General features: G+C 53.9%; 8 protein-coding genes, 1 tRNA gene and 2 rRNA genes. 9 read left to right on the forward strand and 2 right to left on the reverse strand.

The features are described from left to right. The first annotated feature begins 25 nt into the window (after nt 1-25). Nucleotides 26-727, forward strand: coding sequence for an NAD(P)H-flavin reductase (gene fre, locus SERS4_RS0101915; protein WP_017891319.1), 702 nt, complete (start codon nt 26-28; stop codon nt 725-727). A 178-nt stretch (nt 728-905) separates the two neighbouring features. On the opposite strand, the gene fadA is transcribed toward fre, so the two are convergent. Both fadA and fadB read right to left on the reverse strand, forming a co-directional pair. Continuing rightward, entirely contained in the window at nt 906-2,069 is a 1,164-nt protein-coding gene (gene fadA / locus SERS4_RS0101920) for an acetyl-CoA C-acyltransferase FadA (RefSeq protein ID WP_017891320.1), read from the reverse strand. A gap of 10 nt (nt 2,070-2,079) precedes the next feature. Continuing rightward, on the reverse strand, nt 2,080-4,269 hold the full coding sequence (gene fadB, locus SERS4_RS0101925; RefSeq protein ID WP_017891321.1) for a fatty acid oxidation complex subunit alpha FadB: 2,190 nt from the start codon (nt 4,267-4,269) through the stop codon (nt 2,080-2,082). Nucleotides 4,270-4,502: 233 nt separating this feature from the next. Here fadB and SERS4_RS0101930 point away from each other — a divergent pair, with 233 nt between their 5' ends. The 8 genes from SERS4_RS0101930 to SERS4_RS0101965 all read left to right on the forward strand — a co-directional run bounded on the left by SERS4_RS0101930 (nt 4,503) and on the right by SERS4_RS0101965 (nt 15,149). Next, nucleotides 4,503-5,699 carry an MFS transporter gene (locus SERS4_RS0101930; protein ID WP_026142156.1) on the forward strand — a complete coding sequence of 399 codons (1,197 nt, stop codon included), beginning with the start codon at nt 4,503-4,505 and terminating at the stop codon, nt 5,697-5,699. A gap of 117 nt (nt 5,700-5,816) precedes the next feature. Continuing rightward, nucleotides 5,817-7,148, forward strand: a complete 1,332-nt coding sequence (gene pepQ, locus SERS4_RS0101935; protein ID WP_017891323.1) for a Xaa-Pro dipeptidase — start codon at nt 5,817-5,819, stop codon at nt 7,146-7,148. Beyond that, nucleotides 7,148-7,762, forward strand: coding sequence for an IMPACT family protein (locus SERS4_RS0101940; protein WP_017891324.1), 615 nt, complete (start codon nt 7,148-7,150; stop codon nt 7,760-7,762). The genes pepQ and SERS4_RS0101940 overlap by 1 nt, the downstream gene beginning before the upstream one ends. 34 nt (nt 7,763-7,796) lie before the next feature. Next, nucleotides 7,797-9,248, forward strand: coding sequence for a Trk system potassium transporter TrkH (trkH, locus tag SERS4_RS0101945; protein ID WP_012004734.1), 1,452 nt, complete (start codon nt 7,797-7,799; stop codon nt 9,246-9,248). A 22-nt stretch (nt 9,249-9,270) separates the two neighbouring features. Further along, nucleotides 9,271-9,804, forward strand: a complete 534-nt coding sequence (gene hemG / locus SERS4_RS0101950) for a menaquinone-dependent protoporphyrinogen IX dehydrogenase (RefSeq protein ID WP_017891325.1) — start codon at nt 9,271-9,273, stop codon at nt 9,802-9,804. Nucleotides 9,805-10,243: 439 nt separating this feature from the next. Next, nucleotides 10,244-11,786, forward strand: a 16S ribosomal RNA gene (locus tag SERS4_RS0101955). Nucleotides 11,787-11,929: 143 nt separating this feature from the next. After that, a tRNA-Glu gene (locus tag SERS4_RS0101960) sits at nt 11,930-12,005 on the forward strand. 235 nt (nt 12,006-12,240) lie between these two features. After that, nucleotides 12,241-15,149: ribosomal RNA gene (locus tag SERS4_RS0101965) — 23S ribosomal RNA — on the forward strand. The 16S and 23S rRNA genes sit together here with 1 tRNA gene alongside, the layout of an rRNA operon. Nucleotides 15,150-15,195 lie beyond the last annotated feature (46 nt).

Here is a 15,195-nt window from a genome sequence, read left to right on the forward strand (position 1 = left end):
ATTGATGACCCGACAGAGGGAACGCATGACAATATTGAGCTGTAAAGTGACCTCCGTAGAGGCCATTACCGATACGGTTTATCGGGTACGCTTGGTGCCTGAGGCACCGTTTTCTTTCAAGGCAGGACAGTATCTGATGGTGGTGATGGATGAGCGCGACAAGCGTCCGTTCTCACTGGCCTCCATTCCGTCAGACCAGGATTACATTGAGCTGCATATTGGCGCTTCGGAGCTGAATCTGTACGCCATGGCGGTAATGGATCGCATTCTGAAAGAGCAGGCGATTACCGTTGATATCCCACACGGTGACGCCTGGCTGCGTGAAGAAGGCAGCCGTCCGTTGGTGTTGATCGCCGGCGGTACTGGTTTCTCCTACGCGCGCTCGATTCTGTTGGCCGCGCTGGAGCAGCAGCCGAATCGCGATATTTCCATCTACTGGGGCGGACGCGAACTGAAGCATCTGTATGACTTGAGCGAGCTGGAAGCGCTGTCGTTGCGGCATCCTAATCTGAAAGTCATTCCGGTGGTTGAACAGCCGGAAGAGGAGTGGCGCGGCCGCAGCGGCACAGTGCTCAGCGCGGTGCTGCAGGACTTCGGCACGCTGGCAGAGCACGACATTTATATTGCCGGCCGCTTCGAGATGGCCAAAATCGCTCGCGAACGTTTCTGCGCCGAACGTGGCGCGCTGGAGGCGCATATGTTTGGCGACGCCTTCTCGTTTATCTGAGTATCTGAGGCGCGAAGCAGTAGCAAACGGGGTGGCCAATGGCTGCCCCTTTTTATTGGGGCGTCAGTAGAATTCAGGCATAAAAAAACCCGCCCCTGACAGGCGGGAAGTACGGCAACTAAACTTGGTGGAATGCTGCGGTTTGAAGTGTTGACGCAGTCATCCCTAACAGACACAGCTAAACGCGTTCAAAAACGGTAGCAATCCCCTGACCCAAACCGATACACATGGTCGCTAAACCAAACTGTACGTCGCGGCGTTCCATATTGTTCAGCAGGGTAGTCGAGATACGTGATCCCGAGCAGCCTAAGGGGTGGCCCAGAGCAATGGCGCCGCCGTTCAGGTTGATTTTGTCGTCGATGCTGTCCAACAGTCCCAAATCCTTGATGCACGGCAGTGACTGGGCGGCAAAGGCTTCATTCAGTTCAAACAGGTTGATGTCCTGTACGCTCAGGCCGGCACGTTTGAGCGCCAACTTGCTGGCAGGCACAGGGCCGTAACCCATGATGGAAGGGTCACAACCGACAACGGCCATTGAACGAATGCGGGCACGGGCTTTCAGGCCAAGCGCTTTGGCACGTGATTCACTCATCAACAGCATGGCAGAGGCACCGTCGGACAATGCCGAAGAAGTCCCGGCGGTCACGGTACCATTGACCGGATCGAAGGCCGGACGCAGCGCTGCCAGGCTGGCAACGGTGGTTTCCGGGCGGATGACTTCGTCGAAGTCATAGCGGGTCAGCACACCGTCGGCGTCGTGGCCGGTGGTTGGGATGATTTCATTCTTGAAATAGCCGGCCAGGGTGGCGGCATGTGCGCGTTGGTGCGAGCGTGCTGCGAACTCATCCTGCATCTGGCGGCTGATATTGTGCATCTTGGCCAGCATCTCCGCGGTCAGCCCCATCATTCCGGCTGCTTTTGCCACGCTGCGACTCAGACCCGGGTGGAAATCCACACCGTGATTCATCGGTACGTGGCCCATATGTTCTACGCCACCAATCAGGCTGACGTGTGCATCGCCGACCATAATGGCGCGTGCGGCATCGTGCAGCGCCTGCATGGATGAGCCGCACAGTCGGTTGACGGTGACCGCCGGGACACTGTGTGGGATCTCGGCCAGCAGCGAAGCGTTACGGGCAATGTTAAAGCCCTGCTCCAGCGTTTGCTGCACGCAACCCCAATAAATGTCGTCAATTTCGGCGGCATCCAGCGACGGATTACGGCTCAGTACGGCGCGCATCAGGTGAGCGGAAAGATCTTCAGCACGTACCTGGCGGAAGGCGCCGCCCTTGGAGCGGCCCATCGGCGTGCGTACGGCATCAACAATAACTACGTTTTCCATCTTTATGACCTCATGCCGGTTGGCCAGTGGAGACATCGGACAGCGGCGCTGCCACCGGGTAGTAGCTTTCATTATGTTCAGCTTTGGCGCGCAGGCCGGCAGGCACCTGATACAAAGCGCCGAGATGCGCATAACGCTGGGCCAGTTCGACATAATTGGCGGTACCAAGCGTATCCAGGTAACGGAACGCCCCGCCGTGGAACGGAGGGAAACCGATGCCGTAGACCAGCGCCATATCAGCTTCGGCCGGGCTGGCAATAATGTTTTCTTCCAGACAGCGCACTACTTCGTTAATCATCGGGATCATCATGCGGGCGATAATTTCTTCGTCGCTGATGGTCTGACGCGGTTGGCTGACTTCGGCCAGCAGCACATCGGTCTGCTCATCGTTGTCTTTACGCGGCTTGCCTTTGTTGTCCTGGCTGTAACGATAGAAGCCCAACTGGTTTTTCTGACCAAAACGCTGGTTATCGAACATCACGTCGATGGCGTCGCGGTAATCTTTACCCATGCGTTCCGGGAAACCGGCCGCCATCACCGCCTGGGCGTGGTGCGCGGTATCAATCCCCACGACGTCGAGCAGGTAAGCCGGACCCATTGGCCAGCCAAACTGTTTTTCCATCACTTTGTCGATCTGGCGGAAGTCTGCACCGTCGCGCAGCAGCATGCTGAAACCGGCAAAATACGGGAACAGTACACGGTTGACGAAGAACCCTGGGCAGTCGTTGACCACAATCGGCGTTTTACCCATACGGCTGGCATAGGCCACCACGGCCGCGATAGTGCTGTCGCTGGTCTGCTCCCCGCGGATAATTTCCACCAGTGGCATGCGGTGTACCGGGTTAAAGAAGTGCATACCGCAGAAGTTCTGTGGGCGCTTCAGCGATTTCGCCAGGTGATTAATCGGAATGGTCGAGGTATTGGACGCCAGTACGGTATTTTCACCGATCAGGCCTTCCACTTCGGACAATACTGCCGCCTTAATCTTTGGATTCTCGACCACGGCTTCGACGATCACCTGCGCGCGTTCGATACCGGCGTAATCCAGCGTCGGTTGAATGGTCGACAGCACCTGGGCCATTTTCATGCCATCGAGCTTGCCACGTTCCAACTGCTTGTTCAGCAGTTTGGCGGCTTCATTCATACCGAGAGTCAGGGATTTGTCGCTGATGTCTTTCATGACAACCGGCACGCCTTTCAGCGCGGACTGGTAGGCGATACCGCCACCCATGATACCGGCACCCAAGACTGCCGCCTGCTTCGGTGCTTCGACACCCAATGCCAGCTTCTTCGCCTGACCTTTCACAAACTGGTCATTGAGGAAGATGCCGACCAGCGCGCGCGCCTCTTTGGAGCGGGCCAATGGCACAAAGCTGGCGGTTTCCAGTTTCAGTGCTTCATCACGGCCCAGCCTGGCGGCGGCCTCAATGGTTTTGACCGCGGTCATCGGCGCTGGATAATGTTTGCCAGCGGTTTGCATCACCATGCCTTTGGCGGTGGTGAAGCTCATGGCTGCTTCGATTGGGCTGAGTTTCAACGGCTCGAGCTTTGGCTGACGATAAGCGCGCCAGTCCAGTTTGCCCTCAATCGCCTGTTGCAGCATTTTCAGCGCGGCTTCCACCAATTTTTCTGGTGCGACGACCGCATCCACCAGGCCGACCTTCAGTGCATCTTTGGCACTGACGTCCTTACCGGCGGCAATAATTTCCAGTGCGCTGTCGTTACCCAAAAGGCGTGGCAAGCGAACGGAACCGCCGAAGCCCGGCATAATACCCAGTTTGGTTTCCGGCAGGCCGATACGCGCATCCGGAGACGCAACGCGGAAGTCGGTCGCCAGAATACATTCGCAGCCGCCGCCGAGTGCATAGCCGTTAATGGCCGAAATGGTCGGCACCGGCAGATCTTCCAGCCGGTTAAAGATCGCATTGGCGAAGTTCAGCCACTCCTGCAGCTTTTCAGCCGGGGCAGCAAACAGCGAAAGGAATTCGGTGATGTCGGCGCCGACAATAAAGGCGGCCTTGGTAGAACGCAGCAGCAGGCCTTTCAACTCGGTCTGCTTTTCCAGCACCGCGAGCGCTTCGCCCAGGCTGGCAACGGTGCGGGTATCGAGCTTGTTTACCGAGCCTGGGGCATTGAACACCAGCTCGGCGATGCCGTTGTCGAGCCAGTGCAGTTGTAATGTTTCGCCTTGGTAGAGCATGTCTATCTCCTGAATCAGCGTTTGATCTGGTATGACCAGATGATGAGGAGTGTGGTTTTTATGTTAACAATATGCAAATAAGAGATTGCATTTTTGCTGGTCTGATCACATGACCATGAGTTAGTGTTTTGATTTAAAACGAAGTTATATTTTATGCTTTATGGTGATTTGTCGACGAGTGAAAGCCTTCATACACTTGCCGGAGCAGAGTGTTGCTCACGCAGAGGTGCGAAATGAGTAAAGCGGTATGTGTAAAACACAGTGGTTTGTGGAGTATTCCCGCCGGAACCATGACGCTGGCTTGTCTGCTGGTGTTTATGGCTCAGATGGCGACGACGGTGTATTTGCCTTCATTACCGACGGTGATGCAGGAACTGGCAATGACGCGACGCGCCACCGAACTTTCTATATCGATATTCGTGATAGGAGCCGCCTTGCCGGTGTTGTTCTGGGGGGCTGCGGCCGATCGTTTTGGCCGTCGCCTGCCGCTGACATTGTCTCTGGCGTTGTTTATCAGTTGCAGTGCTCTGCTGGCATTTTGCAGTAACGGTACTCAGTTATTAGTGCTGAGGGCACTGCAGGGGGTTGCCGCCGGTGGTGCTGCAATCATCGCGCGCATTATTGTTCGTGATAATTGGAGCGGTGATGAGCTGGCAAGGCGCCTTTCGGTGCTGTCGATAGCCTTTATCGCCGCGTTGGGCGGTGGGCAGTTTATCGGTGGGCTGCTCAGTCAGTATTCACACTGGCAAATGGGGTTTGTGGTGATGGGGCTGACCGGGCTGGCGATATGGTTACTGATGCTGACGCTGCCACTGGAAGCGGGCCGCGGAGCAGGCAGGCGCCCGGCCATGGCGGCAACCTATTGGCACATTCTGCGTCGTCCGGGGTTCTTCTGGCCGGCAGTTGTCGGCGGATTGGGGTTTGCCACTACGGTCACTCTGCAGGAAGTGAGTCCGTTTATCATGCAGCAGGGGTTTGGCCTGAACGTTACCGCTTTTGGGGCTCTGGGGCTGGTGATCGGCGTGGCTTACTTTACTGGAGCAATGGCGGTAAACCGGACGGTTGCGCGCTTTGGCGGTAAGCGGCTGATGCAGGCGGGGACGAGTATCGTTGCCGTTGCCACTGCTGTGATAATGGTGCTGTGGTGGAGCGGTGTACTGGTGGGGCTTTCCGGTATGACAGTCTTCATCGCTTTGTATTGTTTGACGATTTTTGGCCAGGCGGTGTTGTTTCCCAATAGCATGGCGATGGCGGTCAGCGATGTTAAACAGCAGGGTGCCTACGCCATGGCGTTATGCGGCTTTCTGCAACAGTGTCTGGCAGGCATAGCTGCAGCCGGCGCGGTTCTACTCGAACATCACGGCCTGTGGGCTGCTGCTATCGCGTTGCTTGGTCTGATCGCCTGGTTAATTGTTAAGCTAAGGATGTAACGACGTTTACAGCGATTTGCGAACCGCTCCGCATGCCAGAGCTGATGGGGTTGGTGCACCTGAACGGTGTGCTAAGATGACTCATTCCGTTCTAATGGTATGTATAAGGGTATTGTGATGGAAACGCTGGCTTCTTTGTATAACGACCACCTGGCAGAACTGCAAAAACGGGCGCGTGAAGTGTTAACGCGCAACAAACTGGATGCGCTGCTGATTCACTCTGGGGAACTGCAACGGATATTCCAGGACGATCGCAGCTACCCGTTCAAAGTGAATGCGCACTTTAAGGCCTGGGTGCCGGTTACCTCGGTGCCAAACTGCTGGCTGTGGGTGGATGGCGTTAACAAACCGAAGCTGTGGTTCTATTCGCCGGTCGATTACTGGCATAGCGTTGAGCCACTGCCGGAGAGTTTCTGGACCAGGTCCGTTGAACTGATGCCGTTGGCCAATGCTGATGATATCGCGCAGCAGCTTCCTGCCCAGCGTGAGCGTGTGGGTTATATTGGTTATGCGCAGCAACGTGCCCGCGATCTCGGTATCCTGGCAGAAAACGTCAACCCGAAAGCGGTATTGAATTACCTCGATTTCCATCGCTCTATCAAAACGGGATACGAGCTGGCCTGCATGCGCGAAGCGCAGAAAACTGCTGTTATGGGGCACCGTGCCGCTCATGAGGCCTTCCTGTCCGGCATGAGTGAGTTTGATATCAACCAGGCTTACCTCACCGCCACGGGCCATCGCGACACCGATGTACCTTATGACAACATTGTTGCGCTGAATGAGCATGCGTCGGTGCTGCATTACACCACGTTGGATCATCAGCCTCCGTCTGAAATGCTAAGCTTCCTGCTTGACGCCGGTGCCGAATATAACGGTTACGCCGCCGACCTGACTCGCACCTACGCTGGCCAGAGCGGCAGTGATTTCGCGCACCTGATAAAAGATCTTAACGGTGAACAACTGGCACTGATGGATACCATCAAAGCCGGTGTGCGTTACACCGATTACCATGTGCAAATGCATCAACGCGTCGCCAAATTGCTCAAGAGTCACAAGCTGGTTACCGGCATCAGTGAAGAGGCCATGGTTGAGCAGGGGCTGACCACGCCATTCCTGCCACACGGTCTGGGCCATCCGCTAGGTTTGCAGGTGCATGACTCTGCCGGCTTTATGCAAGATGAACAGGGCACCCATCTGGCTGCGCCGTCAAAATACCCTTACCTGCGCTGCACTCGCGTGTTGCAACCTGGCATGGTGTTAACCATTGAGCCTGGCATGTATTTTATTGATTCCTTGTTGGCGCCATGGCGCAGCGGCGAATTCAGTCAACATTTTGCCTGGGATCGCATCGATGCGCTGAAACCTTATGGTGGTATCCGTATTGAAGACAATATCGTGATCCACGAAAAGCGTATCGAGAACATGACGCGCGATCTGAACCTGGCCTGATGCAGCCTTACCCGATCCCGGCAGGCCCCGTCAGTGTCAGCGAAGAAATAAAGAAGAGCCGTTTTATCACCCTGCTGGCACCGACCAGTGGGGTTGATATTGCAAAGGCGTTTATTCAGCAGGTTCGTGATGAACACCCTGCGGCCAGGCACCATTGCTGGGCATTTGTCGCAGGATCACCGACTGACTCACAACAGTTGGGCTTTTCCGACGACGGCGAACCTTCCGGCACGGCTGGTAAACCCATTCTGGCACAACTGATGGGCAGTGGAATCGGCGAAATCACCGCCGTGGTAGTGCGTTACTACGGCGGTATCAAGTTGGGCACCGGTGGTTTGGTGAGAGCCTACGGCAGTGGCGTGCAGCAGGCATTAAAGCAATTGGCCGTGAGCTACAAAATCCCGCAGGCCGAATATACTTTGCAATGTGACTATGCTCAGTTGGCATTGGTAGAGAATTTATTGCAGCAAACTCAAGGGCGGATTGTACAGGGGGAATATGGTGCTTCCGTCATGCTGCATCTGGCTTTACCGGTCACCGGCGTTGAAGCGTTCGGGAATAAATTACGTGATCTCAGTCGCGGTAATTTGCAATTAACCCCCATTTCGCAATAATTCCCCCAACTGAATTGCTAAGGATCGTGCTGAAATGCATTTTCGCGCTATAACCCGTATCGTTGGTTTGCTGGTCATCCTGTTCTCCGGGACGATGTTTATTCCTGGTCTGGTGGCATTGATATACCGCGATGGGGCGGGGCGGGCGTTCAGCCAAACCTTCTTTGTAGCGGTAACCATCGGCCTGATGCTTTGGTGGCCCAACCGTAAACAAAAGCATGAGCTGAAGCCACGAGAGGGTTTTCTGATTGTGGTGCTGTTCTGGACGGTGCTGGGCAGCGTCGGGGCGTTACCGTTTTTATTTTCGGAGCGGCCCAATCTTTCACTGACCGATGCCTTCTTCGAATCGTTTTCCGGTTTAACCACCACCGGGGCGACGACGCTGGTGGGGCTGGACTCACTACCCAAAGCCATTTTGTTCTATCGGCAGATGCTGCAATGGATGGGCGGGATGGGGATCATTGTGTTGGCAGTGGCGATACTGCCGATCCTCGGCGTCGGCGGCATGCAGCTGTACCGCGCAGAAATGCCAGGCCCGCTGAAAGATAATAAAATGCGGCCGCGCATTGCCGAAACGGCCAAAACCCTGTGGCTGATTTATGTTCTGTTGACCATTGCCTGTGCACTGGCGCTTTGGGGGGCCGGCATGTCAGTGTTTGACGCCATCGGCCACAGCTTTTCGACTATCGCTATTGGCGGTTTCTCCACCCATGACGCCAGCATCGGTTATTACGCCAGTCCGACCATCAACACTATCATTGCTATTTTCCTGCTGATCTCCGGTTGTAACTATGGCTTGCACTTCGCCTTGCTGAGCGGCCGCAGCCTGAAAGTGTACTGGCGTGATCCTGAGTTCCGCATGTTCATTGCCGTGCAGTTGACGCTGGTTGTGGTGTGTACCGCCGTGCTGTGGGGGCATGGCGTCTACAAAACCGGTATGGAAACGGTCAATCAGGCATTCTTCCAGGTGGTGTCTATGGCGACAACTGCCGGCTTTACCACCGACAGTATTGCTAAATGGCCGTTATTCCTGCCGATGCTGTTGCTGTGCTCTGCATTTATTGGTGGCTGTGCCGGCTCGACCGGTGGCGGCCTGAAGGTGATTCGCATTCTGCTGCTGTATTTACAGGGCTCGCGTGAGCTAAAAAGGCTGGTGCACCCTAATGCGGTTTACACTATCAAGTTGGGTAACCGTGCGCTGCCGGAACGTATCCTGGAAGCGGTATGGGGGTTCTTCTCTGCTTATGCGCTGGTGTTTATCGTCAGCATGCTGGCGATTATCGCCACCGGCGTTGATGATTTTTCTGCCTTTGCTGCCGTAACGGCGACGCTGAATAACCTTGGGCCAGGGCTGGGAGTGGTTGCGGATAACTTCACTACTATGCCTGCACCGGCGAAGTGGATCCTGGTTCTGACGATGCTGTTCGGGCGCCTTGAGGTCTTTACACTGCTGGTTCTGTTTACGCCGACATTCTGGCGTGAATGATCCTGATAGAAGGAGTAACGCCGTGAAGGCACTGATTCTTTATTCTAGCCGTGATGGGCAAACACGTTCCATTGCTTCTTATATAGCAAACAAATTGCAAGATACGCTGCGTTGTGACGTGATCGATTTACTACAGGCGAATAATGTCGACCTCAGCCAGTATCAGCAGGTGCTGATTGGTGCCTCAATACGCTATGGCCATTTCCATCCGACGTTGGAAAAGTTTGTTAAGCGCCATGCTGAGCAGTTGAACCAGATGCCGAGTGCGTTTTTTAGCGTTAACCTGATCGCCCGTAAGGCAGACAAGCGGTCGCCACAGACCAACGCCTATACCCGCAAGTTCCTGTTGTCTTCTCCCTGGCAGCCAAAACAGTGTGCCGTGTTTGCCGGCGCGCTTCGCTATCCACGTTATCGCTGGTTCGATCGAGTCATGATTCAACTTATTATGCGTATGACGGGGGGCGAAACAGATACCAGTAAAGAAGTGGAGTACACAGACTGGCAGCAGGTGGACCGTTTTGCCCAGGAGTTTGGTCATATTCAGTATGAAAAGTGACGAAAACGCTGACTTGTGCAGCGCTTTGTTGAAATAATCCGCGCTTGAAAAGTTTTTTGCATTTAGGGGTTGCGGCCTTCTGAGAACTCCCTATAATGCGCCTCCACTGACCGGGAACAACGACTCCTCTAACGAGAACCAAGTCGCCCAGTCGGAAAGAGAAAAGCGAAATAAACGCTTGACTCTTCGGGTGAAAAGCGTAATATACGCCACCTCGAGATAGCAAGCTACGGCGGCTAACTCACTGCTCTTTAACAATTTATCAGACAATCTGTGTGGGCACTCCACAAGACGATATCCAGAACCTTCGGGTTCGAAAAAATATCAAGTCTTGAAGAGTGACCAAGCAATAAGTTGTTTTGTTGGCTTGTCCAACTGAATGACTATTACGAAAGTTATTTTCGAGCATCGCTTCACGAGTTGAAGCAAATCAAGCTTTTAATTGAAGAGTTTGATCATGGCTCAGATTGAACGCTGGCGGCAGGCCTAACACATGCAAGTCGAGCGGTAGCACAAGAGAGCTTGCTCTCTGGGTGACGAGCGGCGGACGGGTGAGTAATGTCTGGGAAACTGCCTGATGGAGGGGGATAACTACTGGAAACGGTAGCTAATACCGCATAACGTCTTCGGACCAAAGTGGGGGACCTTCGGGCCTCACGCCATCAGATGTGCCCAGATGGGATTAGCTAGTAGGTGGGGTAATGGCTCACCTAGGCGACGATCCCTAGCTGGTCTGAGAGGATGACCAGCCACACTGGAACTGAGACACGGTCCAGACTCCTACGGGAGGCAGCAGTGGGGAATATTGCACAATGGGCGCAAGCCTGATGCAGCCATGCCGCGTGTGTGAAGAAGGCCTTCGGGTTGTAAAGCACTTTCAGCGAGGAGGAAGGGTTCAGTGTTAATAGCACTGTTCATTGACGTTACTCGCAGAAGAAGCACCGGCTAACTCCGTGCCAGCAGCCGCGGTAATACGGAGGGTGCAAGCGTTAATCGGAATTACTGGGCGTAAAGCGCACGCAGGCGGTTTGTTAAGTCAGATGTGAAATCCCCGCGCTTAACGTGGGAACTGCATTTGAAACTGGCAAGCTAGAGTCTTGTAGAGGGGGGTAGAATTCCAGGTGTAGCGGTGAAATGCGTAGAGATCTGGAGGAATACCGGTGGCGAAGGCGGCCCCCTGGACAAAGACTGACGCTCAGGTGCGAAAGCGTGGGGAGCAAACAGGATTAGATACCCTGGTAGTCCACGCTGTAAACGATGTCGACTTGGAGGTTGTGCCCTTGAGGCGTGGCTTCCGGAGCTAACGCGTTAAGTCGACCGCCTGGGGAGTACGGCCGCAAGGTTAAAACTCAAATGAATTGACGGGGGCCCGCACAAGCGGTGGAGCATGTGGTTTAATTCGATGCAACGCGAAGAACCTTACCTACTCTTGACATCCAGAGAATTCGCTAGAGATAGCTTAGTGCCTTCGGGAACTCTGAGACAGGTGCTGCATGGCTGTCGTCAGCTCGTGTTGTGAAATGTTGGGTTAAGTCCCGCAACGAGCGCAACCCTTATCCTTTGTTGCCAGCACGTAATGGTGGGAACTCAAAGGAGACTGCCGGTGATAAACCGGAGGAAGGTGGGGATGACGTCAAGTCATCATGGCCCTTACGAGTAGGGCTACACACGTGCTACAATGGCGTATACAAAGAGAAGCGAACTCGCGAGAGCCAGCGGACCTCATAAAGTACGTCGTAGTCCGGATCGGAGTCTGCAACTCGACTCCGTGAAGTCGGAATCGCTAGTAATCGTAGATCAGAATGCTACGGTGAATACGTTCCCGGGCCTTGTACACACCGCCCGTCACACCATGGGAGTGGGTTGCAAAAGAAGTAGGTAGCTTAACCTTCGGGAGGGCGCTTACCACTTTGTGATTCATGACTGGGGTGAAGTCGTAACAAGGTAACCGTAGGGGAACCTGCGGTTGGATCACCTCCTTACCTAATGATATTGATTGCGTGAAGTGCTCACACAGATTGTCTGATAGAAAAGTAATGAGCAAAAGCGCTACCTGTTGATGTAATGAGTCTCTGACTCATGCTGATACGAACCGATTAAGACGAGAGTCTAATCGGAATTTCGTGTCCCCATCGTCTAGAGGCCTAGGACACTGCCCTTTCACGGCTGTAACAGGGGTTCGAATCCCCTTGGGGACGCCATTCCGATAATGAGTGAAAGACATTATCACCGGTGCTTGCTGCGCCGAAAACATCTTAAAGATGACTTTAACGAGTCATGTTTAAGATATTGCTCTTTAACAATCTGGAACAAGCTGAAAATTGAAACATGACAGCTGAAACTTACTCCTCCGTAGAAGTACTGGAGTAAGGAGTACCCTGTCATAGAGTCTCTCAAATGTAGCAGCACAAATGTGGAAACACTTTTGGGTTGTGAGGTTAAGTGACTAAGCGTACACGGTGGATGCCTAGGCAGTCAGAGGCGATGAAGGGCGTGTTAATCTGCGATAAGCGTCGGTAAGGTGATATAAACCGTTATAACCGGCGATACCCGAATGGGGAAACCCAGTGCAATTCGTTGCACTATCATACGATGAATACATAGTCGTATGAGGCGAACCGGGGGAACTGAAACATCTAAGTACCCCGAGGAAAAGAAATCAACCGAGATTCCCCCAGTAGCGGCGAGCGAACGGGGAGGAGCCCAGAACCTGAATCAGTTCTTGTGTTAGTGGAAGCGTCTGGAAAGTCGCACAGTAAAGGGTGATAGTCCCGTACACTAAAATGCATTAATTGTGAGTTCGATGAGTAGGGCGGGACACGTGACATCCTGTCTGAATATGGGGGGACCATCCTCCAAGGCTAAATACTCCTGACTGACCGATAGTGAACCAGTACCGTGAGGGAAAGGCGAAAAGAACCCCGGCGAGGGGAGTGAAATAGAACCTGAAACCGTGTACGTACAAGCAGTGGGAGCCTACTAGTTGGGTGACTGCGTACCTTTTGTATAATGGGTCAGCGACTTATATTTTGTAGCAAGGTTAACCGTATAGGGGAGCCGTAGGGAAACCGAGTCTTAACTGGGCGAATAGTTGCAAGGTATAGACCCGAAACCCGGTGATCTAGCCATGGGCAGGTTGAAGGTTGGGTAACACTAACTGGAGGACCGAACCGACTAATGTTGAAAAATTAGCGGATGACTTGTGGCTGGGGGTGAAAGGCCAATCAAACCGGGAGATAGCTGGTTCTCCCCGAAAGCTATTTAGGTAGCGCCTCGTGAACTCATCTTCGGGGGTAGAGCACTGTTTCGGCTAGGGGGCCATCCCGGCTTACCAAACCGATGCAAACTCCGAATACCGAAGAATGTTATCACGGGAGACACACGGCGGGTGCTAACGTCCGTCGTGAAGAGGGAAACAACCCAGACCGCCAGCTAAGGTCCCAAAGTCATGGTTAAGTGGGAAACGATGTGGGAAGGCATAGACAGCCAGGATGTTGGCTTAGAAGCAGCCATCATTTAAAGAAAGCGTAATAGCTCACTGGTCGAGTCGGCCTGCGCGGAAGATGTAACGGGGCTAAACCATGCACCGAAGCTGCGGCAGCGACGCTTAGGCGTTGTTGGGTAGGGGAGCGTTCTGTAAGCCGTTGAAGGTGGCCTGTGAGGGTTGCTGGAGGTATCAGAAGTGCGAATGCTGACATAAGTAACGATAAAGCGGGTGAAAAACCCGCTCGCCGGAAGACCAAGGGTTCCTGTCCAACGTTAATCGGGGCAGGGTGAGTCGACCCCTAAGGCGAGGCCGAAAGGCGTAGTCGATGGGAAACAGGTTAATATTCCTGTACTCGGTGTTACTGCGAAGGGGGGACGGAGAAGGCTAGGCTAGCCGGGCGACGGTTGTCCCGGTTTAAGCGTGTAGGGGGAGTGACCTGGTAAATCCGGTTGCTTATTCAACCCTGAGGCGTGATGACGATGCACTACGGTGCAGAAGTAGTTGATGCCAAGCTTCCAGGAAAAGCCTCTAAGCATCAGGTAACACAGAATCGTACCCCAAACCGACACAGGTGGTCAGGTAGAGAATACCAAGGCGCTTGAGAGAACTCGGGTGAAGGAACTAGGCAAAATGGTGCCGTAACTTCGGGAGAAGGCACGCTGGCGCGTAGGTGAAGAGACTTGCTCTCGGAGCCGAAGCCAGTCGCAGATACCAGCTGGCTGCAACTGTTTAATAAAAACACAGCACTGTGCAAACACGAAAGTGGACGTATACGGTGTGACGCCTGCCCGGTGCTGGAAGGTTAATTGATGGGGTCAGCCGCAAGGCGAAGCTCTTGATCGAAGCCCCAGTAAACGGCGGCCGTAACTATAACGGTCCTAAGGTAGCGAAATTCCTTGTCGGGTAAGTTCCGACCTGCACGAATGGCGTAATGATGGCCAGGCTGTCTCCACCCGAGACTCAGTGAAATTGAACTCGCTGTGAAGATGCAGTGTACCCGCGGCAAGACGGAAAGACCCCGTGAACCTTTACTATAGCTTGACACTGAACATTGAGCCTTGATGTGTAGGATAGGTGGGAGGCTTTGAAGCGTGGACGCCAGTCTGCGTGGAGCCAACCTTGAAATACCACCCTTTAATGTTTGATGTTCTAACTCGGCCCCGTAATCCGGGGTGAGGACAGTGTCTGGTGGGTAGTTTGACTGGGGCGGTCTCCTCCCAAAGAGTAACGGAGGAGCACGAAGGTTAGCTAATCACGGTCGGACATCGTGAGGTTAGTGCAAAGGCATAAGCTAGCTTGACTGCGAGAGTGACGGCTCGAGCAGGTACGAAAGTAGGTCTTAGTGATCCGGTGGTTCTGAATGGAAGGGCCATCGCTCAACGGATAAAAGGTACTCCGGGGATAACAGGCTGATACCGCCCAAGAGTTCATATCGACGGCGGTGTTTGGCACCTCGATGTCGGCTCATCACATCCTGGGGCTGAAGTAGGTCCCAAGGGTATGGCTGTTCGCCATTTAAAGTGGTACGCGAGCTGGGTTTAGAACGTCGTGAGACAGTTCGGTCCCTATCTGCCGTGGGCGTTGGAAGATTGAGAGGGGTTGCTCCTAGTACGAGAGGACCGGAGTGAACGCACCACTGGTGTTCGGGTTGTCATGCCAATGGCATTGCCCGGTAGCTAAGTGCGGAAAAGATAAGCGCTGAAAGCATCTAAGCGCGAAACTTGCCTCGAGATGAGTCTTCCCTGGGAACTTGATTCCCCTGAAGGAACGTTTAAGACTAAGACGTTGATAGGCTGGGTGTGTAAGTGCAGCGATGCATTGAGCTAACCAGTACTAATGATCCGTGAGACTTAACCTTACAACACCAAAAGTGTTTTGATTTGAGAGATTTTCAGCGCGTTCCG

The sequence above is a fragment of the Serratia sp. S4 genome, assembly GCF_000347995.1.
Lineage (GTDB): Bacteria > Pseudomonadota > Gammaproteobacteria > Enterobacterales > Enterobacteriaceae > Serratia > Serratia quinivorans.

Coding starts and splice junctions, on each gene's coding strand:
- fre (WP_017891319.1), top strand. CDS start 26: ATGACAATATTGAGCTGTAAAGTGACCTCCGTAGAGGCCATTACCGAT.
- fadA (WP_017891320.1), bottom strand. CDS start 2,069: ATGGAAAACGTAGTTATTGTTGATGCCGTACGCACGCCGATGGGCCGC.
- fadB (WP_017891321.1), bottom strand. CDS start 4,269: ATGCTCTACCAAGGCGAAACATTACAACTGCACTGGCTCGACAACGGC.
- SERS4_RS0101930 (WP_026142156.1), top strand. CDS start 4,503: ATGAGTAAAGCGGTATGTGTAAAACACAGTGGTTTGTGGAGTATTCCC.
- pepQ (WP_017891323.1), top strand. CDS start 5,817: ATGGAAACGCTGGCTTCTTTGTATAACGACCACCTGGCAGAACTGCAA.
- SERS4_RS0101940 (WP_017891324.1), top strand. CDS start 7,148: ATGCAGCCTTACCCGATCCCGGCAGGCCCCGTCAGTGTCAGCGAAGAA.
- trkH (WP_012004734.1), top strand. CDS start 7,797: ATGCATTTTCGCGCTATAACCCGTATCGTTGGTTTGCTGGTCATCCTG.